Here is a 21569-nt window from a genome sequence, read left to right on the forward strand (position 1 = left end):
CGAGATACGTTCCGGCCATGACGACATCCACCCTTCGGCCCGTGGTGACGGAGCTGCGGCTGTCCGCCTACCGCGCCCACACCCAGGCCGCCTTCTCCCTGGGGCCGCTGACCTTGTTCACCGGGCCGAGCGGCAGCGGAAAGTCCAGCGCCCTGGAGGCGTACGCGGCCCTGTCCCGATTAGCCGGCGGGGAAGCGGTGGACGCGGTGTTCCCGGACCCCGAGGGCTGTGTTCCGCAGCGCGCCAGGCCGGACGCCCAGGGCCGGCGCGGATTCCGCATCGGGTGCACGGTGGACGGCCCGGTGGGGCCGGTACGGCTGGACGTCGCGGTGCAGGCCGAGCCGGAACTGCGCGTCGTCGGCGAGCGGCTGACCGGCGCCGGCGAGACGCTGCTGGAGACGGCGCTGCGCGACCCGCGCCGCAGGTCGGTCCTGGCCGCCTGGCACACCGCCGGGTCGGTGCAGGTCACCCGGGCCCCATTGCCCGACGACCGGTTGGCGACGGCACTGCTGCCGCTGCACATCGCGGGCCGGACGGCCGGACAGCTGCTCACCCTGGCGGCCGCCGAGCAGGTGGTGATCGCCCTCCGGTCGGTGTTCGCCTGCGACCCCCGGCCGGAACGGATGCGGCGGCCCGCGCAGCGCGGCCAGGGGCGGCTGCGGAGCAGTTGCGACAACCTGGCGGCGGTGCTGCTGAGGACCCGCACCGAGTGCGCGACCCGGCACGCCGCCCTGGTGGCCGCGGCCCGGGCGGGCTGCCGTGGCCCGGTGTCCGGCCTGGCGGCGCGGGAGGGCGAGGGTGGCGCGGTCCGCGCGGTGCTGGAGCGGGGCGAGCTGGGCGGCATCCCGATCGAGCGGCTGGGCGACGGCGAATTGCGCTACCTCGCACTGGCCCTGGTGCTGATGACCGGGCCCGGGGTGCTGGAGGTGGACCCGGCCGCGGACGTGCTGCCGGCCCAGCAGGCGCTGACGGTGCTCGCCGACGGGTTCGACCGCTGTCTGGACCGGCACCAGGCCGCGGAACTGCTGCGGGTGGCGGCGCGGATGTGCGCCCGGGGCCACATCCGGCTGGTGGGGGCGGTGGGCGAGGTTCCCGACGGTGCGGGCGAGGCGGGACCGGGCGGAGCGCCGGAGGCGTCAGGAGCACCGGCCGCCGGGGAGGGCGGCCGGAGCCTGCGGTGACAGTGGTACACCTGGGGTGTGAACGACGCTCATGACTCCCGCCCCGCCTCCGCCCACGCCGCCGACCTGCCCGCCCTGCAGCGCCGGCTGGCCGACTTCGCCGCGGCACGCGACTGGCAGCCCTACCACACCCCGAAGAACCTGGCGGCGGCGCTGAGCGTGGAGGCGTCGGAGCTGGTGGAGATCTTCCAGTGGCTCACTCCTGAGGAGTCCGCGCGGGTGATGGAGCACGCGGAGACCGCGGAACGGGTGGAGGACGAGGTCGCGGATGTGCTCGCGTATCTGCTGCAGTTCTGCGGAGTGCTGGGCATCGACCCGCTGGCGGCGCTCTCCGCGAAGATCGACCGCAATGAGCAGCGCTTCCCCGTGAGCGATCCCAAGATCTCGCATCGTCACTCTTTGTAGTGATCGAGTTATCCACAACGCAACATCTGTCAACAGATTCCTGAATTCCCCTGGCTTTTCGGGCCGTTAGCCATCACTGTGGGTAGTGGAACGTTGACGGTGCAGTGAGAGTCCGCCGAGAGGGGTTCGGGGCATGGACGCGATGCGGCTTATCGGTGCCAGCCGGCATGCCCTGGCGCAGGCCGGGTCAGAGCAGGAGATTGTGGTCGAGGCGTGGCAGGCCCACGCGCTGGCGGAGGCGATCGGCGGACACCTCGCGCTGCACGGCCCGCCGGAGGCGCGGACCGAGGCGCGCGGCCTGTGCGAGGCGGGTGGCCGGGCGCGCGGCGCACTGCACCACCGGGCCGTGCAGATCCGCACCATGACGCGCGCCGGGTGCAGCCGGGCGGCGAAGCTGACGGAAGTGCGGGAGCTGGGCCGGCTGTTGCCGGCCCTCGCCGAACTGCTGGGGGACGCGGGGATAGCCCTGGTGGGGGTGGCCTCCGCCACCGAGGACGAGGCGCTGTACTGGAGCTGCGTGGAGTCCATAGACGCCGGTGACGAGTCCCGGGACCGGGTGCGCGGCATCCTGCGGCACCTGGAGGTGCGGGAGCGGGGCGGCGCGGCCTGACAGTGCGGCCCGCGCCCGGCGGGCGGCGGGGGCTGAGGGTATGCGGCCGGGGCTGAGAGTATGCGGACGCGCGGGGGCTGGCCGCCGCGACCCCGGGGCCCGGCGCGGCGTCCAGGTGGGGCCGGCAGGGCGTCCCGGTGGGACCGGGGCTGTGCGGGTGTCCCCGCGTAGGCCGCCCTCAGGGCCACACCGGCGGTCGGTACGGGGCGGAGCGGGCCGGTACCGGCTGGTCGGGGCCGGTGGTGCTCCCGGGCGGTCTGGTGGCGTCGGCCCGTTGCGGGACGGCGTCGGACGGGCCGGGGCGTGGCGGTGGAGCCGACCGGGGCCCGGCGTGCGGGTCGGCGATGGCCGGGGCCGTATGCGGATGCGGCGTCCGGGATCGCGAGTTCACGACCGAGGAGCCGCAGGCCCGGGTGCCGGCCCCTCGGATACGGGTGAACCCGCAGGCCCGGGGGCGGGGCCGTGTGAGCGGGGGATCCCGGAGCGTGCAGGATGGAGGTATGGATTTGCGCATCTTCACCGAGCCCCAGCAGGGGGCCGACTACGACACCCTTCTCACCGTGGCCAAGGCCACCGAGGACCTGGGCTTCGACGCCTTCTTCCGTTCGGACCACTACCTCCACATGGGGGATGTGGACGGTCTCCCGGGGCCCACGGACGCCTGGATCACCCTGGCCGGGCTCGCCCGGGAGACCCGGCGGATCCGGCTGGGCACCCTGATGACCGCGGGGACGTTCCGGCTGCCCGGCGTGCTGGCCATCCAGGTGGCCCAGGTTGACCAGATGTCGGGCGGCCGGGTGGAGCTGGGGCTGGGCGCGGGCTGGTACGAGGAGGAGCACACCGCGTACGGCATCCCCTTCCCGAAGGAGAAGCTCGCCCGGCTGGAGGAGCAGCTGGCGATCGTCACCGGGATGTGGCGGACCCCGGTCGGCGAGCGGTTCAGCTACGCCGGTGACTTCTACCAGCTCACCGACTCGCCCGCGCTTCCCAAGCCCGCTCAGTCGAGGCTGCCCATCCTCATCGGCGGGCTCGGGCTCAGCCGGACCCCGCGGCTGGCCGGGACCTACGCCGACGAGTTCAACGCGCCCTTCGCCTCCGTCGAGGACAGCCAGACCCTGTTCGCCCGGGTGCGCAAGGCCGCGGAGGAGGCGGGCCGCAAGGGTGACGACCTGGTGTACTCCAATGCCCTCGTCGCCTGCGTGGGCAAGGACGACGCCGAGGTCGCGCGCCGGGCCGCCGCCATCGGCCGTGAGGTGGAGGAGCTGAAGACCAACGGGCTGGCGGGTTCGCCCGCCGAGGTGGTGGACAAGATCGGCCGTTACGCGGAGGCAGGCTCGTCCCGGATCTACCTCCAGATCCTCGACCTCAAGGACCTGGACCACCTGGACCTGATCGCCTCCCAGGTCGGCTCGCAGCTCGGCTGAGGATCGGCGGCCGCCCTGCCGGCCGTGACGGAACCACCCGGGTGCGGGCGGCCGCACCGGCGCCCGACGGACCGCAGTGAGGAGCAGTGACATGACCTCCGCCCCGGAGCCAGGCCGTTGTCCGGGACCGGGACCCGGCCGCGGCCAGGAGCGGGGTTCCGGCCGGGGCCCGAACCTCGGACGGGAGTCGGAGTGGGGCTCCGGGCAGGGCCCGGAGCCCGGACGGGGCATAAGGCCCGGGCAGGGTCCGCAGCTGGAGTTCGGCCGGGATTTGCGGACCTCCGGTGCGCCGTGGCTGTCGGGTACGCCTCAGCTGTTCGGTTCGTCCCGGCCGGCCGGTTCGCCGGAGCGGTCGGATCCGCCGGGCCCGTCCGGTGCCGGGGTCGGTTCCGGTGTCCGGGATGGTGCCCGTGCTCGGGGCGGTTCCGGTGGGCCGGATCCGTCCGGGGGGCCGGAGTCCCCGGAGGCGCGGGTCCGCCCGGTGGGGCCGGTGCCGGGCGGGCGGGCCGCCGGGCCGAGTGCGCGCGGGACCGGCGCGTCGTGGTCAGGCGGGGCAGGGTTCCCGTCGTCCGCGCCGACCGCGGGGGGGCGGCGACGGTGTGGAAGGCGGTGCCGCCGGGTCGTGGGGGCGGCGGGGAGGCGGTGCGGCCGAGCCGTGGGGGGTGGTGGCGGCGCGGAGCGGTGCCGCCGGGCCGTGGGGGTGGTGGCGGCGGGAAGCGGGTGCCGCCGCTCGCCGAGGCGCTGCGGCACGGCCCGCTGGTCCTGGACGGCGGCCTGTCGAACGAGTTGGAGGCGCAGGGCTGTGACCTCTCCGATGCGCTCTGGTCGGCCCGGCTGCTCGCCGACGACCCCCGGCAGATCGCCATGGCCCACCGGGCGTATGTGCGGGCGGGTGCGCGGGTGCTGATCACCGCCAGCTACCAGGCGACCTTCGAGGGGTTCGCCCACCGGGGCGTGTCCCGGCGGGGAGCGGCGGAGTTGCTGCGCAGCAGCGTCGGGCTGGCACGTGACGCGGCGTCCGGGGCGGTCGGCCCGGTGTGGGTGGCCGCCTCGGTTGGCCCCTACGGGGCGATGCTGGCGGACGGCAGCGAGTACCGGGGCCGGTACGGGCTGACCGTCGCGGAGCTGGAGAGGTTCCACCGGCCCAGGGTGGAAGCCCTGGCCGATGCCGCCCCCGACGTGTTCGCGCTGGAGACGGTGCCCGACACGGACGAGGCCGAGGCCCTGCTGCGGGCGGTGGACGGCTGCGGGGTGCCGGTGTGGCTGTCGTACAGCATTGCGGGGGAGCGGACCCGTGCCGGGCAGCCAGTGGCGGAGGCGTTCGCCCTCGCGGCGGGGAACGACCAGGTGATCGCGGTGGGCGTCAACTGCTGCGATCCGCGTGACGCGGACCGCGCGGTGCGGATCGCCGCGGAGACCACCGGAAAGCCGGTGGTCGTCTACCCGAACAGTGGAGAGGTGTGGGACGCCGACGCACGGGACTGGCGCGGCGACCCGACGTTCGGAGCCGGTCGCGCCATGGCCTGGCGGGACGCCGGTGCCCGGCTCATCGGCGGGTGCTGCCGGGTGGGGCCGGACCGCATCGCCGCACTCGCCGCCACCCTTCCCTGACCGGCCACTGGCCATGGCCCTCGCCGCGGGCTCCGAGCCCGGCCCCCGGCCACCGCCACTGCTCCCGTCCCTGCAACCGGCGTCGGCCCCGGCTACCGGCCCCGCCGTGGTCCCGGCCGCCATCGCGGCCACCGGCCTCCGCCCCTCTCACCGACGTCGGTCCCGGCCGCCGGGCCGCCGCAGCCCCGGCCCCCGGCCGCGGCCACCGCCGCGGGCCCCGGCCCCCACCGCAGGCACCGGCGCGGCGCCGGCCACCGACCCTTCCGCCCTTCCAATCGGCGTGGCCCCTTCCACTGGCCCCTCCCACATCAGCCCTCGCCCTTCCCGCCGGCGTCGGCCCCGGCCACCAGCCAGTCCCGCCGCGGCCCCGGCTGCAACCGCACCCACCGGCCCCCCGCCTTTCTCAGCGACGTCGGCCGCGGCCGCCGGCACCGGCTCCCCCACCTCCCACCGGCTCCGGCCCCGGCCACCGGCCTTCCTTCCGGCGTCGGCCCCGGGGCCGGGGTGACGGCGGACGCCGGGACGGACCGGCGGGTGGTCTGACGTGCCGTCGGCGGAGTGGGGGAGGGCGGTTCCAGGTTGTGTCTCAGGCCAGGCGGTCACGTGGCGGGCGGCGGGGCCAGCGAGGAGGCGGGGTGGTCACGTGGCGGCGGCGGTGGCGGGCGACGAGGTGGCGAGGTGACGGGGCGGTGTGCCGGATCGGGTGGTGCGCTGTGGTGGTGGGGTGCCGCCCGGTCCCCGAAAATCCGGAACCGCGGGGCCGGAGACCCGGGAAGGACCGGGGCGCGCCGGGGGCCCGGCGGCGGACCCGGCGAGGCCGGGCGGGCCGGCCTGCGCACCGGCCCGGTGGCCGGGGGCGGGAGCCGACCACGGGGCGGCGGGGGACAAGCAGGGGCGGGACGGCTACGGGCGAGCCGGCTACGGGGCGGCGGGGCCGGTGGGCCGGGATGGCGATGGGCAAGGCGGGGCGGCTACGGGGCGGCGAGGGCGAGGGTGGGGCTCAGGCGGGAGGCGCGTACCGCCGGGTAGAGGCCGGCGACGGCCCCGATCAGGAGGGTCGCGGCCAGTCCGCCGCCCAGGGCCCACAGGGGCACCGCCGCCGTCCAGCCCTGCGCGGCGGCCACGCCGAACGTGGCGAGGGTGCCGAGGGCCGCGCCGACCAGGCCGCCGAGCGCCGACAACAGCAACGACTCGGTGAGGAACTGCCGGCGGATCGCCGTCCTGGTGGCGCCGAGCGCTCGTCGCAGCCCGATCTCCTGACGCCGCTCCAGTACCGAGATGATCATGGTGTTGGCCACCCCGACCCCGCCGACCAGCAGGGCCACCGCCCCCAGCGCCAGCATGAGGGTGGTCAGTCCCTCGTCGGTGGCGGCCTTGGCGGCGAGCGCGTCCGAGGGGCGGCTGACCTTGACCGACCCCTCTGCCCCGGGGTTCACCGTGCGGGCGAGCACCTGCCGGACGTCCTTCACCGAGGCGTCGGTGGAGCGTTCGAAGATCGTGGTGGGGTGACCGTCGAACCCGAACCAGCGGCTCGCGGCGGGAAACCCGATCAGTGCCGTCCGGTCGAGGTTGGGCACCAGCTCGACCGGGGCGAGGATGCCGGCCACCACGAACCACTCGTCGTTCAGCAGGATCTTCGCGCCCGGCGCGGAGATGCCCAGCCGTTCGGCGGCGACCTTGCCGAGCACCACCTTCGGAAGCCGTTGCCCGGCGCTGTCCAGCCACGCGCCGCGGTCCACCCGGGCCCCCAGCGTGTCCAGCAGATCGGTGCGGGCGGCCTGCACCCCGACTCCGGGGGTCAGTTCCTCGGGCACGGCGTCGCTGCGCCGCACCCGCGCGTTGACGGTGCCGGTCGCGGTCACCTGCTGGACCGGGCCGATCCGGTCCACCATCGCGACCGCGTTCCTGGGCAGTTTCGTGTCCTTGCCCTCCAGGTCCTTGCCCGCCTCGGCGGTCAGCAGGTTGGTCCCCAGCCGGTCCAGCCGCGCCATCAGGTCGGCGCGGCTGGACATCGACAGGCCGACGACAGCGACCATGGTGGCGATGCCGATCGCGATACCCAGGGCGGAGAGCACGACGCGGGAGCGCCGGGCGAACAGCCCGGACGCCGCGGTACGCAGCACGTCCGCGGGCCGCATCAGGCTGCTCCTCGTCCGGCGAGCGCCGCGGAGTCGGCCACGATCCGCCCGTCGCGCAGCCGCACCCGGCGCGGCAGTGAGTCGGCGATGTCGTTGTCGTGCGTGATGACCACCACCGTGGTGCCGGCGCGGTGCAGTTCGTGCAGCAGTTCCATGACGACCTGCCCGGAGGCGGTGTCCAGGGCACCGGTCGGCTCGTCGGCGAGCAGCAGGTCCGGCTCGCCGGCCAGCGCGCGGGCGATGGCCACGCGCTGCTTCTCGCCGCCGGACAGCGCGCCGGGGCGATGCCCCAACCGGTGGTCCAGGCCCACCCGTTCCAGGGCGTCACGGGCGCGGATCCGCCGCTCCCGTCGCGGCACGCCCGCGTAGAGCAGCCCGTCCGCCACGTTGTCCACCGCATCCCGCCCGGGTGCCAGGTGGAACTGCTGGAAGACGAAACCGATGTGCCGGGCACGCAGCGCCGACAGCCGGGCGTCGGAGAGCGCCGCCACGTCCTGCCCGGCGACCGCCACCCGGCCCTCGTCGGCCCGGTCGAGGGTGCCGATCAGGTTGAGCAGCGTGGACTTCCCCGAACCGGACGCGCCGACGACCGCCACCAGTTCGCCGCGGGTGATCCGCAGATTCACCCCCCGCAGGGCGTGCACCCCGCCGGGGTAGGTCCTGGCGACACCGGCCAGTTCGACCACCGTGTCCGGCAGTGCCTCGGTAACGGCGCGACTCACGGCTTCGCCACCCCGACCTTCATCCCCTCGGTCAGGCCGTCGCCGGTGACCTCGATGCGGCCGTCGGCGGTCATGCCGGTCTCGACGCGCACGGTGCGGGTGCGGTCGCCGCGGACGGTCTCCAGCCCGTAGCCGCCCTCCCGGAGAGCGACGACGGCCTCGACGGGCACGGTCAGCACGTTCTCCCGGCGCTCGCTGACGAACCGGACGCTGGCGGTGCCCTGGTCGTCGCCGCGCACCGCGTCCGCGCCGTCGTCGAGGGCGATCTCCACGGTGAGACCGCCGTTCGGGTCCGCTGCGCCGGCGGCCTCCCCGCCGGCCCCGGGGACGGGACGTACGGTTCCGGTCACCTTCCCCCCGACGGTGCGGCCCGCGGGCAGGGTGATCTCCGCGCGGGTGCCCTTCCTGCCCAGTGCCCGGTCCTCGGCCTGCAGCTCGACGCGTACCACGGGGGTGGGCGAGGCGACGGTGAGCACCGGTGCTCCGGGGGCGACCTGGTCGGCGAGGGCCGCGTCGGCGGCCACCACACGTACCGGCCCCGGCTGGAAGACCACGTCGCCACGGCCCAGCTCCCCGGTGGGCCCGAGCACCCCCAGAGCCCGCTGCCAGGACTTCACGGCCGCCTTGGTGGCGGCGTCGTAGCGGTGGTCGATGACCAGCCCGGAGCCGTGACCGAGGTCGCGCAGGTTGCGCTCCAGCTGGAGCACGTCCGGCCCGAGCGCACCGGGCTTGAGGGGCCGGAACATCGGGGTGGAGCCGTACAGCAGGACGACGGGCCGGGCGTCCAGCTCGTACAGCACCCCGCCCATGCCGACCGTCCCGCCCTCCCGCGCGGCGCGGGTGACGGTGCCCTCCACCGCGGTCTTCACGGTGCGCCGCCCCGCGTGATCGACGTGGCCGTCGACGGTGGTGCTGCGCACCAGGTCCATCCGTTCGATCGCGGTCGTCGCCGGCGGCAGACCCTCCCGCGCGGTGCCGCCGGGGTCGCGGCCACCGTCGTCGAGCACCAGCGCGGCGGCGGTCGCCGCGGCGGCCGCGGTGACCGCGGTGAGCGTGACCAGAGCCGTTCGGCGCTTCACTGCATGCCCTCCGCCGCGTCGATCAGCTGGTCCGCGCAGGCGGTCTCGGCCCGCTGGTAGGCGGGCGACCGCACGTCCAGCTGCGGGTCGGCGGGGCTGGGGTCGCCTCCGGGGATGGCGTTCCCGTCCTCCATGACGGGGTTGGTGAACTTGGAGACGCCGTTGGCGCGCATGCACCGGGCGTGCGCCAGCAGTGACTCGTACACCTTCTGCTGGTCCCTGGGAGGTTCCAGCTGCATGGCCCGCTGGAGCGGCTCCTTGCACGCGGTCATCGCCTTCTGGAGCCGCTGCTGGCCGTCCCGTTCCTCCTCCGCCTGCTGGATGTCGCCGATCTTCGTCCAGTCGGCGTAGCCGCTGAGCTTGGGGTCGGGCCAGTCCTTCAGGCCCTCCTTCCGCATGCACCGGGCGTACGTCAGCTGCGCGTCGTAGAAGGCGCTCCGGCCGTCCGTGGCGTCGCCGCTGCCGCCCTCCTCGCCGCTCCTGCCGCCCCCACGGGAGTCGTCGGTGGCGGACGCGTCGTCGTCCGCCACCGCGATCCCGGCGCCGGAACCGTCGCTGCAGGCGGCGGTGAGGGCGAGCAGGGGTACGGCGAGGAGCGCGGCGGCCCGCAGCGCCAGCGGCCTGCGGGTGCGGAGAGGAGGCGTCACAGTGATCATGCGCATCACCGTCGCGGGGCCAGATGATGGCCGTTCCCCCGCTCCATGATGAGCACGTAACAATGCGCCCGGCGGCCCGGCGGAAGATCCACATCCGGTGCGGGCCACCCCGTGGGGGCGCCCATAATCGGAGCCATGCCGCACGTCCTGCTGATCGAAGACGACGTGTCCGTGCGCGACGGCATGGAGCTCGTCCTGCGCCGGCACGGGCACCAGGTGGCCGCCACGGGCACCGGTGAGGAGGGCCTCGCCCTCCTCACCCGTCCGCACAGCCCGATCGAGATCGTGGTCCTCGATTTGATGCTGCCGGGCCTGGACGGTTTCGAGGTGTGCCGCCGCATCCGCGCGCTGAGCACCATGCCGATCATCATGCTCACCGCGCGCAACGACGATCTGGACGTGGTCAGCGGGCTGGAGGCGGGCGCCGACGACTACGTCGTCAAACCCGTGACCGCGCGGGTGCTGGAGGCCCGCATCCGGGCGCAGCTGCGCCGGGCCGGGATCACCCCCCGCACCGGCCACGGCGCCGACCGGGACGACTTCGCCGGACTGGTGGTGGACCGCGCGGGGCTGACGGTCACCAAGCACGGCACCCGGGTCCCGCTGCCCCCCACGGAGCTGCGGCTGCTGCTGGAGCTGTCCGCCGCGCCCGGCCGGGTCCTCACCCGCGAGCAGCTGCTCCAGCTGGTGTGGGACCACGACTTCCTGGGCGACTCCCGGCTGGTCGACGCCGCCGTCGGGCGGCTGCGCGCCAAGATCGAGGACGTTCCGGCCCGCCCCCGGTACATCCAGACGGTGCGCGGTTTCGGCTACCGGTTCGGCCCGTTGTGACGCCCCGCCCGGCGCCGCGGCGCCGCCTGCGGCTGGGCGGCCTGCGCACCCGCCTGCTCGTCGCCTTCGTGCTGGTGTCGCTGCTCAGCGCCGGCGCGGCGACCGCGCTGGCGTACCGGGAGGCCCGCACCGCCATCGTCCACCGGGCCCAGAACGCCGCCCTGGAGGAGTTCCGGGACCAGGTCGAGGAGGTCGCCCGCCACACCGAGGTACCACCGGACGGGCCCGCGCTGACCCGATTCGCCGAGGATGTCGCCGACGGGCTCCGCGACGGTGTGGTCGTGGCCCGCTACCACGACCGGACGGCCTCCTCCGACCCGGCGGCGGACCAGACCCGCGTCACCGCCGAACTGCGGGCGACCGTACGCTCCGACAACCGGCTCGCCTTCCAGCGGGTCGAGCACGCCGGCCGGCCCTGGCTGGTGGCCGGCACCCCGGTGGTCTACGACCGGGCCCGCCACGCCTCCGGGCTGGAGGTGTTCGCCATCGTCTCGCTGGAGCCGGAGCAGCAGGACACGGCCGCGCTGCTGCGCACCGTACGTGACGGGGTCCTGCCGGTCGTCGGCGTCGCCGCGGTGCTGGCACTGCTCGCGGCGCGCACCGTGCTGCGACCGGTACGCGACCTGGGACGGGCCACCCGCAATCTGGCCGACGGCGAACTGACCACCCGGGTGACGGTGACCGGCCGCGACGAACTCGCCGATCTGGCCCGCACCTTCAACCACACCGCGGACGCGCTCCAGACCTCGGTGGCCGAGCTGCGCGAACAGGAGGCGACCGCCCGCCGGTTCGTCGCCGACGTCTCGCACGAGCTGCGCACCCCGCTGGCCGCCATGACCATGGTCTGCACGGTGCTCGACGAGGACGCCGACCAGCTGCCGCCGGACACCGCGCAGGCCGCCCGCACCGTCAGCACCGAGACGGCCAAGCTGGCGAAGCTGGTCGAGGACCTCATCGAGATATCCCGCTTCGACGCCGGGGCGGCCGCCCTCACCCCGCACGAGACGGATCTGGCCGATGCGGTGCGCGGCACCCTCGCCGCCCGCGGCTGGACCGGCCGGGTGCACGCCGAACTGCCGCCGGGCGTCCGGGCACGGGTCGACCGGCGGCGCCTCGACGTCGTGGTCGCCAACCTGGTGGGCAACGCGCTGCGGCACGGCGCCCCGCCGGTGACGGTGGTCCTGACGGCGACCGGGGAGGAGCTGTCCCTCGCCGTGTCGGACCGGGGCCCGGGGCTGCCGCCGGAGGCGGCCCGGCACGTCTTCGACCGCTTCTACAAGGCCGACACCGCCCGCACCCGCTCCGAGGGCAGCGGACTGGGCATGGCGATCGCCCTGGAGAACGCCCGGCTGCACGGCGGCACCATCGAGGTCGCCGACCGGCCCGACGGGGGAGCGGTGTTCACCCTGCGGCTGCCGAGGCGGCGCGGGGCGCGGTGCGGGGAGGACGACGCATGAGGTGGCGGTGGACGGTTCCGGTGCTCGCGCTCACCACGGCGCTCGCCGGCTGCGGCGTCCGGCCGACCGGGGTGCTGGACGCCGGGGAACCGGCCGGCGGCCTGGGCCGGGGCATGCGGCTGTACTTCGCCTCCGACGACGGGCTGCAGCCGGTGCCCCGCCCGGATGTCCGGCTCACCTCCCTGGACGGGGCGCTCAAGCTGCTGATCGGCGGTCCCAGCGCCTCCGAGCGCGAGGCCGGCCTGACCAATCTGGTGGACTGGCTGGCAACGATCGACGCGCGGGCCGCCGCCCCGGACCGGGTGACCGTGCACCTGACGGACGGGGAGGGCCCCGTGGAACCGGACCTGTCCGTCGGGCAGCTCGTGTGCACCCTGGCCCGCGCCCAGTCGCTGCTGCGCGGCAGCCGGCCCGACCGGGTCCGGGTGACCCTGGTCCACACCTCGGGCCGGAGCCTCGGGCCCTACCGCTGCCCGCAGTTCCTCACGCGCTGAGCGGCGCGTCCGGTCGCGGCGGTGGCACGGTGCGCGGCGCCGGGCCGTACGCAGGCCGCGGCCGGGCCGTACGCCGGACCGGGGCGGGGACGGCGTCCGGCCGGGACCGGCGGTCCGTCCGTACGCGGCGTGCGTGACCCCGGGCCCTGGCCCCCGGCGGCGGCCCGGGCCCGGGCCGCCGCCGGCCACCGCGGACGCCACGTGCGCCGTTTCCGGGCGGCATGGGCGGCACCGGGCGAAAACCGGTGGGAGCCGAACAAGGACGCAAGCCATACTCGGCCGGGTGTTACTGACGATAACGACCACCGGCACAGCCGGACGCCCCGCGACCGAGCTGGGCTTCCTGCTGCACAAACACCCGGACAGAGCCCAGCGGTTCAGCACCGCGCACGGCACCGCGCACGTCTTCTACCCGGAAGCCACCGAGGAGCGCTGCACCGCGGCGCTGCTGCTGGAGGTGGACCCCGTCGCGCTGGTGCGCCGCGCCCGCGGCCGGGGCACCGCGCCCGGCGGCGCCGCCCACCAGGCCCTGGGCCAGTACGTCAACGACCGGCCCTACGCCGCCTCCTCGCTGCTCGCCGTCGCGCTGAGCACCGTGTACTCCACCGCGCTCAAGGGCCGCTGCGCGGCACGTCCCGAGCTGCCCGCCACGCCCCTGCCGCTGCGCGTCTCGGTGCCCGCGCTGCCCGCGCGCGGCGGCCCGGACCTGGTCCGGCGGCTCTTCGAGCCCCTGGGCTGGACGGTCTCGGCGGACCCGGTGCCGCTGGACGAGAACTTCCCGGAATGGGGCGACTCCCGCTACGTGCGGCTGGTGCTCGAAGGCGAGCAGCGGCTCGCCGACGCGCTGCGCCACCTGTACGTGCTGCTGCCGGTGCTCGACGACAACAAGCACTACTGGGTGTCGCCGGACGAGGTGGACAAGCTGCTCCGGGCCGGCGAGGGGTGGTTGGAGAACCACCCCGAGCACCCGCTGATCACCCACCGCTATCTGGCCCGCCGCCGGGCGCTGACCCGCGATGCCCTGGACCGGCTGGAGATGGCCCGGCTCGCCGAGGCGGACGACACCGCCGCCGAGGAGCTGGACAACGCGGTGGATGAGACCTCGGACACCGAGGACCGGCCGGTGCCGCTCGCGGTGCGGCGCCGGGAGGCGATCCTGGCCGTGCTGCGGGAGGCCGGCGCGGCCCGGGTGCTCGACCTGGGCTGCGGCCAGGGTCAGCTGGTGGGCGAATTGCTCAAGGACCGGCGGTTCACCGGCATCACGGGCGTGGACGTGTCGGTGCGCGCGCTGCGGACCGCGGCCCGCAGACTCCGCCTGGACCGGCTGCCGGAGCGGCAGGCCGCACGGGTGCAGCTGCTCCAGGGTGCCCTGACCTACACCGACAGCCGGCTCAAGGGGTACGACGCGGCGGTGCTCAGCGAGGTGATCGAGCACCTCGACCTGCCGCGGCTGCCCGCCCTGGAGTACGCGGTGTTCGGCGGGGCCCGGCCCGCGACGGTGGTCGTCACCACCCCCAACGTCGAGTACAACGTGCGCTGGGAGACGCTCCCGGCCGGGCACAGCCGGCACGCCGACCACCGCTTCGAGTGGACCCGGGAGGAGTTCCGGACCTGGGCCCGCACGGTCGCCGGTGCCCACGGCTACACCGTGGAGTTCCGGCCGGTGGGGCCGGAGGACCCGGAGGTCGGCCCGCCGACCCAGCTGGCGGTCTTCCGGCTCGTCCCCGGGAACGGCCCGACGGCGGAGGACGGCGGGCCGCGGACGGCCGCGGCCGGGTACCTCCCGGCCGGCGCGAACGAGGTGCCGGGCGCCGCCCGGGTACCGCGGAGCGCGGACGCGCCAGGTGGCGCGGGCCTGCCGGGGAGCGCGGGTGTACCGGGTGGTGCGCGCCGGGGACGGGGCGGTGCGGGACCGGACGGTGCCGGTTCCGCCGCCACCGGACCGGGCGGCGCCCCGGGCACCGGCACCGCCGACCCCGGCCACCTTCGAACCACACGCCCCGGCCCTGACGGCCCCGGCATTCCCGGCCCCGGCCCCGGCGGCTCCGCCCTCGGCGGCCCCGGACCCGGCCACACCGATCCGGACCACCCCGGTCCGGCGACCGCGAAGGAGGCGGCGGAATGAGTGACAGGCGCGGCCTGGCCGTACCCGATCTGAGTCTGGTGGTGCTGGTGGGCGTCACCGGCTCCGGCAAGTCCACCTTCGCCCGGAGGCACTTCCTGCCCACCCAGGTGGTCTCCTCCGACGTCTGCCGCGGTCTGGTCGCCGACGACGAGAACGACCAGAGCGCCACCCCGGACGCCTTCGCCCTGCTGCACTACATAGCGGGCAAGCGGCTGGCGGCCGGCCGGCTCACCGTGGTGGACGCCACCAACGTCCAGCCCGAGGCCCGCCGCCGGCTGGTGAGCCTCGCCCGGGAGCACGACGTGCTGCCGGTGGCGATCGTCCTCGACACCCCGGAGAACGTCTGCGTGCGGCGGAACGCCGGGCGCCCCGACCGGGCGGGGCTGCCCGGCCACGTCATCCCGCGCCAGCGCCGCGAACTGCGCCGCTCGCTGGGACGCCTGGAGCGTGAGGGCTTCCGCAAGGTCCACGTGCTGCGCGGCGAGGCGGAGATCGAGGCCGCGGAGATCGTCCTGGAGCGCCGCTACAACGATCTGCGGCACCTGACCGGCCCGTTCGACATCATCGGCGACATCCACGGGTGCCGCTCGGAACTGGAGACCCTGCTCACCACCCTGGGCTACGTCCTGGAACGGGATGTCCGCGGCCGCCCGGCCGGCGCCCACCACCCCGGGGGGCGCACCGCCGTCTTCGTCGGCGACCTGGTGGACCGCGGCCCGGACAGCCCCGGTGTGCTCCGGCTGGTCATGGGCATGGTGGCCGCCGGCTCGGCGCTGTGCGTGCCCGGGAACCACGAGAACAAGCTGGGGCGCCACCTGAAGGGCCGCAAGGTCCAGCTCACGCACGGGCTGAAGGAGACCGTGGAACAGCTGGCCGAGGAGGACGCCGGCGACCCGGACTTCCGCCGCCGGGTCCAGGAGTTCATCGACGGTCTGGTCAGTCACTACGTCCTCGACGGCGGCGCGCTGGTGGTCTGTCACGCCGGACTGCCGGAGAAGTACCACGGCCGCACCTCGGGCCGGGTCCGCTCGCACGCGCTCTACGGGGACACCACCGGCGAGACCGACGAGTTCGGGCTGCCGGTGCGCTACCCCTGGGCCGAGGAGTACCGGGGCCGCGCCGCGGTGGTCTACGGCCACACCCCCACCCCGGCCGCGTCCTGGCTCAACAACACCATCTGCCTGGACACCGGGTGCGTCTTCGGCGGCAGGCTCACCGCGCTGCGGTGGCCGGAGCGGGAACTGGTGGACGTCCCCGCCGAGCGGGTCTGGTACGAGCCGGCCAGGCCGCTGCGGGTGACCGCCCCCGGTGGCACGGACGGCCGCCCGCTGGACCTCACGGACGTCGCGGGACGCCGCGTGGTGGAGACCCGGCACATGGGGCGGATCGCGGTGAAGGAGGAGAACGCCGCGGCCGCGCTGGAGGTGATGAGCCGGTTCGCGATCGACCCGCGGCTGCTGGCCTACCTGCCTCCGACCATGGCGCCCTGCCCGACGGCGCGCGCCGGCACCACCGGCGGCGCGGCGGGCGACGGCTACCTGGAGCACCCGGCGGAGGCGTTCGCCGCCTACCGGGCGGACGGGGTGCGTCAGGTGGTGTGCGAGGAGAAGCACATGGGCTCCCGGGCGGTGGCGCTGGTCTGCCGGGACGCCCGGGTCGTCCGCGAACGGTTCGGCATCGCGGGCGCGGGCAGTGGGGGCGAAGAGGTCACCGGCGCCCTGCACACCCGGACCGGACGGCCCTTCTTCGACGATCCGGCAATCACCGAGCGGGTGCTCGCCCGGGTCCGGGAGGCGGTCACCCGCGCCGGACTGTGGGAGGAGCTGGACACCGACTGGCTCCTCCTCGACGCCGAGCTGATGCCGTGGTCGCTGAAGGCGGCCGGGCTGCTGCGCACGCAGTACGCGGCGGTGGGCGCCGCGGCCGGCGCGGTCTTCCCCGAGGCGCTGGCCGCGCTGGAGGCGGCGGCCGCCCGCGGCGTCGAGGGTGTGGCCGGGCCCGGGGAGCTGCTGGGCCGGCAGCGCGAACGGTCGGCGGACGCCGCGGCCTTCACCGCGGCCTACCGCCGCTACTGCTGGCCGGTCGAGGACCTGGACGGGGTGCGGCTGGCCCCCTTCCAGCTCCTCGCCGCCCGGGGGCGGAACCTGGCGACGGTGCCCCACGACGAGCAACTCGCCTGGCTGGACCGCATGGTCGCGCACGACACCGGCGGCCTGCTGCACCGCACGGGCCGGTGCTACGTGGACACCGAGGACGAGGCGTCCGTCGCCGCCGGGGTCCGGTGGTGGCTGGAGCTGACCGAGGCCGGTGGCGAGGGCATGGTGGTCAAGCCGGTGCAAGGCTTCCTCCGTGGGGCGGACGGCCGGCTGGTGCAGCCGGGTATCAAGTGCCGGGGCCGGGAGTACCTGCGGATCGTCTACGGTCCCGAGTACACCCGTCCCGAGAACCTGGCCCGGCTGCGCGAACGTCACCTGGGCCACAAGCGCTCGCTGGCGCTGCGGGAGTACGCGCTGGGGCTGGAGGCGCTGGACCGGCTCGCCGGCGGCGAACCGTTGTGGCGGGTGCACGAGGCGGTGTTCGCGGTGCTCGCCCTGGAGTCGGAACCCGTCGACCCCCGGCTGTGACCCGGGCCGGCCGCGGCGAACCGCCGGACGGGGGCGGCGGGCCCCGATGCCTCCGGCCGGGGGCGGTCGCTGCCCCGCTCTCACCGGCCGGGAGCCACGGCGAGGCCTGACACCGCCGGCCGCCGTGACCGGCCGGGGCTGTGACCGCCCCCGGGCGTGACACGGGCGGTGCCCCCGATCCGACGGGTTCCCGGTGCCGGCCCCGCACAGCCCCGGGCGGTGCCCGGCCCGGGGCCGGTGCCGGCACCGGCCGGTGGCGGGCCGACCGGGCCCGGCACCGCGCCGCCTGGGACAAGGGGCCCGTCACCGGGAGGTCCGGACCGTTCCGGAGGGCCGGGCCGCAGGACCGGGCAGTCGCAGGACCGGTCAGCCGCTGAGTGCGCCGAGATAGCGGTGCACCGGCTCCGGGTCGGTGCCCCGGGACACCAGGGCGATGTGGTGGTCCGGACGTATCAGGACCAGGGCGTCCCCGTCGATCCCGTAGGTACGGCGGGCCGCCGGGGCGGTGGCGCCCCCGTCCGCCGGTCCGCCGACCAGCGCGTGCGAGCCGATGAGGTCGCCGTGGGCGGTGGCCGTGGCGTGCAGGGCCTCACGGGTGTCCGGGCCGAACCCCAGGACGGTGAACCGGCCCTCTCCCCAGAGGTCGAAGAGGCGGCGCGGGTGTCCGGCCCGGTCCGGGAAGGGCACGTCGGGGGCCCGGTCGCCCGGCCGTACGGATGCGGTCCTCTCCCCGGCCGCGAGGGAACTCCAGTGGTAGCTGGCGCCGATGGGCGCGGTCAGGGTGGTCTCGGTGCCGTTGCCCGGATCCTTGATCGCGTCCAGCACGTGACGGAGACGGTCGGTGGTGACCTCCAGGGTGAGGGCGGCGACCGGCAGCCGCTCCTCGTCATAGGTGTCCAGGAGCGTGCTGCCCGCCCGCCCGGACAGCACGAGTGCCAGCTTCCAGCCGAGGTTGAACGCGTCCTGGATGCCGGTGTTCATCCCGAGCCCGCCGGCGATGGGGTGGACGTGGGCGGCGTCCCCGGCCAGGAACACCCGGCCCGTCCGCAGTCGCTCGGCGAGGCGGACGTTGACCCGCCAGGTCGACAGCCAGGTCGGCCGGCGCAGCCGGACACCGGGCACCCGGGCGTGCCGGTCGAACAGCCGCTGGAAACTCTCCAGTGAGGGCGGCAGCGGTTCTCCGCGCTCGTCCAGTTCCAGGGAACCCTGGAACTGGAAGACGTCGGTGCCCGGTATCGGGCAGAGCATCACCGCCTCCCCGCCGGTGGTGAACCACTGGTGCCAGCACTCCCGGCCGAGCCCCACGGCCTCGACGTCTCCGCACACCATCGTCCGGGCCTCCTCGGAGTGACCCTCGAAGGGGACGCCGAGCAGTTGGCGGACGCTGCTGTGCCCTCCGTCGCAGCCGACGAGGTAGGCGGAGCGCACGCTCCGTCCGTCGGCGAGGGTGGCGGTCACCCCGTCGCCGTCCTGGTGGAACGCGGTGAGCCCGGCACCGTACTCGACCGTGACACCGAGCGCGGCGAGCCGCTCGCGGAGGATGTCCTCGATCTGCCACTGGCCCATGAACACCGCGCTGTCGTACGGCGAGCCGGGCAGCGGACCGCCGTCCGCGAACGGATCGGTGTCGCTCGCCCAGGCACCGTCGAAGTACTTGCGGAAGACCAGGTGGGCGGTGCCGACGGCAAGGACAGGCCCGGCGACCCCCAGCTCCCGGAACACCTCCAGGCTCCGTGGATGGAGTGTCTTGCCGCGCGATTCGCGGTGGGGTGCGGCGCGCCGGTCGACGACCCGCACGGCGATGTCCCGCCGGGCCAGATCGCAGGCGAGGGTGAGGCCGGTGGGACCTGCGCCCACGATCAGTACGTCCGTCATCACGAGTCCTCTCGTCGTCGGTGTCTCCAGGAAAGCGGGCCCGGCGAGGAAAGGCAACCCGGTAACGAAATTAACCCGGTAACGGGTCTGGTAGAGTGGTGCCATGACGACGGAACCGACCCGCGGGCACCCGGGGCCAGGGCTGCGGGAGAGCAAGAAGGTGCGGACCCGGGGGCATCTCGCGGCCACCGCACTGGAGTTGTTCCTGACGCGCGGCTTCGACCAGGTGTCGGTCGCCGATGTCGCCGCCGCTGCCGACGTGTCCAAGCCGACGCTCTTCCGGTACTTCCCCAGCAAGGAGGACCTGATCCTGCACCGCTTCGCCGACCACCAGGACGAGGCGGCCCGGGTGGTGCGCGCCCGCCCGGCGGAGTGGAGCCCGGTGCGGGCCCTGCACGAGCACTTCCGCGCCGCGCTGCGTGACCGTGACCCCATCACCGGGCTGAGCGACCTGCCGGACGTGGTGGCGTTCCAGCGGCTGCTGTACTCCACCCCCAGCCTGGAGAGCCGGCTGGCCCACTACACCGGCCGCGAGGTGGACCTGCTCGCCGAGGAGCTCCACGCCCCGTCCCGCCCCCCGCTCGCCGCCCGGCTGGCCGCCCGGCACCTGGTGACGGTCCGCCAGGAGCTCGGGCGGGAGAACTGGCGCCGCATAGCCGCCGGCCGCAGCGCCGAGGACGTCTACCCGGAAGCGGTGGCCGACGCCGACCTCGCCTTCGGCATGCTCGCGGACGGCCTCGACGCCGTGGGATAGGCCGCCTGCCGCGCCCGGTGCCGGCCGGTCGCGGTCACGCGGTGCGGCGCCCGGCCGCCTCCGGCGGCGCGATGCGGGGATGCTCGCCACGCACGGCGCCGTGCGGGCCGCAGGTCGTGGCCGCTGATCGGGACGGTGCGGTATGCCGGGGGTGCTCTCCCCGGCGTCGGTTCGCCCTCGTTCGTCCCGTATCGCCTCGTCCCACCCGCGGCGGGACGAGGTGGGTCCCGCCCCGGGGCGGACGCCCTCCGCCGGTGGCCGGCCGGCGGTCCGTCGCCCACCGGCCGCCGGGTCCTCGTGGCATCGCCGGTGGTCCGCCGCCAGAGCCTGTGCGAGGAAGGGCGCGAGGACGCGGGTGCGGCCCGGGGCCGTGACCGGTGGGGCACGTCCGCCCGGCCCGGGGTAAGAGTTTGTCAATGGCCCGTCAGAGAGGGGGCGTTGACGCGCCGTGGTGGGCTCTCTACCGTGCTGTGACCCGGTGCGGGCCGGTGGGACGGTGCCGGACGGGCCGGCCGCGGGGTGCCGGCGTCGTGGCGGGACCGGCTGGACCGTCGGGAGCGGGGGAGGGCCGATGAGCCTCATCGAGGACGGCAAGCCCTTTCTCGCCGCCCTTCGCCCGGCGGAGCGTCGGGAGTTGCTGGGGCAAGGGAGTCCGCGGACGTACCGCGGCGGTGACGTGATCATGCGGGAGGACGATCCCACCTCCTTCGTGGTGGCGATCATCTCCGGCTGGACCACCGTCTCGGTCGCCACCGAACGCGGGGTGCGGCTCATCCTCGCGCTGCGGGGGGCGGGGGAGGTGGTGGGCGATCAGGCGGCCATCGACGACCGGCCGCGCAGCGCCACCATCACCGCCCTGGGGACGGTCCGAGGGGTGGTGCTCACCGGCGACCGGTTCCGCGCCTACCTGGCCTCCCGGCCACCGGCCATGCTGCTGATCACCCGGCAGTTCAGCGCGCGGCTGCGCAGTTCCGACGGGGAGCGCCGGTCACTCGCCTCGGAACGCGTCCTCCAGCGTCTCGCGGCCCGCCTGGTGGAGCTGGCCGAACACACGGGCCGCCCCGGCCCGGAGGGCATCGCGGTCGACCTGCCGCTGCCGCAGAGCGACATCGCCGCCGCGGTCGGATCGACCCGGGAGGCGGTCGCCAAGGCGCTGCGGCTGCTGCGGGACCAGCAGGTGGTCAGCACCGGGGCGCGCCGGTTCGTGGTCCGGGACATCGATCTGCTCCGCCTGCTGGCCCGGGGCCGCGACACCTGACGCCACGGGCGTTCGGGCGGGCGCCGGTGCGGACCCCTCCCGGACGGGGTGTGGCGGCGGCCCGGTAACCGGGGTGTGGCGGCGGCCCGGGGGCGAACCCGGACGGCGGGGGGGCGGCCGGGGCGGGTCCGTCGCGCACCCGGCGCCTCTCCTCGCGCCGGTTGTGTAAACGGCTACAGCGCGCCCGTACCGGTGCGCCGATGCTGGTGCTCGCGACGGCGCGGCAGCGGTGTCCGCCGGCCGCGCACCACGGGGGTGTGCGCGGCCGGCGCCCCGGTCGATCGAGCACGAGGAGTGGCCTCACCATGTCCCAGGAACCGTACGC

General features: G+C 75.4%; 17 protein-coding genes. 12 read left to right on the forward strand and 5 right to left on the reverse strand.

Annotated elements, in window-relative coordinates:
* The first annotated feature begins 17 nt into the window (after positions 1-17).
* From IHE55_RS22800 to mmuM, 5 genes are all read left to right on the forward strand, one after another.
* Positions 18-1181 carry an AAA family ATPase gene (locus tag IHE55_RS22800; RefSeq protein WP_232265663.1) on the forward strand — a complete coding sequence of 388 codons (1164 nt, stop codon included), beginning with the start codon at positions 18-20 and terminating at the stop codon, positions 1179-1181.
* 18 nt (positions 1182-1199) lie between these two features.
* Positions 1200-1586, forward strand: a complete 387-nt coding sequence (locus IHE55_RS22805) for a nucleotide pyrophosphohydrolase (protein WP_372442717.1) — start codon at positions 1200-1202, stop codon at positions 1584-1586.
* A gap of 142 nt (positions 1587-1728) precedes the next feature.
* Complete coding sequence (locus tag IHE55_RS22810; RefSeq protein WP_372442718.1) at positions 1729-2196, forward strand: DUF6099 family protein; 468 nt, start codon at positions 1729-1731, stop codon at positions 2194-2196.
* A gap of 500 nt (positions 2197-2696) precedes the next feature.
* Positions 2697-3620, forward strand: coding sequence for an LLM class F420-dependent oxidoreductase (locus IHE55_RS22815; RefSeq protein ID WP_197990728.1), 924 nt, complete (start codon positions 2697-2699; stop codon positions 3618-3620).
* Between the two features lie 720 nt (positions 3621-4340).
* On the forward strand, positions 4341-5231 hold the full coding sequence (gene mmuM, locus IHE55_RS22820; RefSeq protein ID WP_197990729.1) for a homocysteine S-methyltransferase: 891 nt from the start codon (positions 4341-4343) through the stop codon (positions 5229-5231).
* A 971-nt stretch (positions 5232-6202) separates the two neighbouring features.
* On the opposite strand, the gene IHE55_RS22825 is transcribed toward mmuM, so the two are convergent.
* The 4 genes from IHE55_RS22825 to IHE55_RS31665 are packed head-to-tail and all read right to left on the reverse strand — an operon-like array spanning position 6203 to position 9826.
* A complete protein-coding gene (locus IHE55_RS22825; RefSeq protein WP_197990730.1) occupies positions 6203-7369 on the reverse strand; it encodes an ABC transporter permease in 1167 nt (388 codons plus the stop codon).
* Positions 7369-8091, reverse strand: a complete 723-nt coding sequence (locus IHE55_RS22830; RefSeq protein WP_307826784.1) for an ABC transporter ATP-binding protein — start codon at positions 8089-8091, stop codon at positions 7369-7371. Before IHE55_RS22830 ends, IHE55_RS22825 begins: the two co-directional genes overlap by 1 nt.
* Entirely contained in the window at positions 8088-9170 is a 1083-nt protein-coding gene (locus tag IHE55_RS31660; protein ID WP_307826785.1) for a peptidoglycan-binding protein, read from the reverse strand. The genes IHE55_RS22830 and IHE55_RS31660 overlap by 4 nt, the downstream gene beginning before the upstream one ends.
* Positions 9167-9826, reverse strand: coding sequence for a hypothetical protein (locus IHE55_RS31665; RefSeq protein ID WP_232265664.1), 660 nt, complete (start codon positions 9824-9826; stop codon positions 9167-9169). Before IHE55_RS31665 ends, IHE55_RS31660 begins: the two co-directional genes overlap by 4 nt.
* A gap of 135 nt (positions 9827-9961) precedes the next feature.
* Between IHE55_RS31665 and IHE55_RS22840 the strand changes: the two genes are divergently transcribed.
* From IHE55_RS22840 to IHE55_RS22860, 5 genes are all read left to right on the forward strand, one after another.
* The gene (locus tag IHE55_RS22840) at positions 9962-10657 is read left to right on the forward strand and encodes a response regulator (protein ID WP_197990732.1); all 696 of its coding nucleotides are present in this window, start codon (positions 9962-9964) and stop codon (positions 10655-10657) included.
* Positions 10654-12114 carry an ATP-binding protein gene (locus IHE55_RS22845; protein ID WP_307826786.1) on the forward strand — a complete coding sequence of 487 codons (1461 nt, stop codon included), beginning with the start codon at positions 10654-10656 and terminating at the stop codon, positions 12112-12114. Before IHE55_RS22840 ends, IHE55_RS22845 begins: the two co-directional genes overlap by 4 nt.
* Positions 12111-12608, forward strand: coding sequence for a hypothetical protein (locus IHE55_RS22850; RefSeq protein WP_197990733.1), 498 nt, complete (start codon positions 12111-12113; stop codon positions 12606-12608). The genes IHE55_RS22845 and IHE55_RS22850 overlap by 4 nt, the downstream gene beginning before the upstream one ends.
* Positions 12609-12891: 283 nt before the next feature.
* A complete protein-coding gene (locus tag IHE55_RS22855) occupies positions 12892-14733 on the forward strand; it encodes a 3' terminal RNA ribose 2'-O-methyltransferase Hen1 (RefSeq protein ID WP_307826787.1) in 1842 nt (613 codons plus the stop codon).
* Positions 14730-17357 (forward strand): polynucleotide kinase-phosphatase, encoded by a 2628-nt coding sequence (locus tag IHE55_RS22860; protein WP_197990734.1) that lies wholly within the window; start codon positions 14730-14732, stop codon positions 17355-17357. Before IHE55_RS22855 ends, IHE55_RS22860 begins: the two co-directional genes overlap by 4 nt.
* Positions 17358-17723: 366 nt before the next feature.
* Here IHE55_RS22860 and IHE55_RS22865 read toward each other — a convergent pair whose 3' ends face one another.
* Positions 17724-19232, reverse strand: coding sequence for an FAD-dependent monooxygenase (locus tag IHE55_RS22865; protein WP_197990735.1), 1509 nt, complete (start codon positions 19230-19232; stop codon positions 17724-17726).
* Positions 19233-19335: 103 nt separating this feature from the next.
* Here IHE55_RS22865 and IHE55_RS22870 point away from each other — a divergent pair, with 103 nt between their 5' ends.
* Positions 19336-19986 (forward strand): TetR/AcrR family transcriptional regulator, encoded by a 651-nt coding sequence (locus IHE55_RS22870; protein WP_197990736.1) that lies wholly within the window; start codon positions 19336-19338, stop codon positions 19984-19986.
* 571 nt (positions 19987-20557) lie between these two features.
* Entirely contained in the window at positions 20558-21244 is a 687-nt protein-coding gene (locus IHE55_RS22875; protein ID WP_197990737.1) for a Crp/Fnr family transcriptional regulator, read from the forward strand.
* The last annotated feature ends 325 nt before the right edge of the window (positions 21245-21569 follow it).

Origin of the sequence: Streptomyces pactum, assembly GCF_016031615.1 — a bacterium.
GTDB lineage: Bacteria > Actinomycetota > Actinomycetes > Streptomycetales > Streptomycetaceae > Streptomyces > Streptomyces pactus.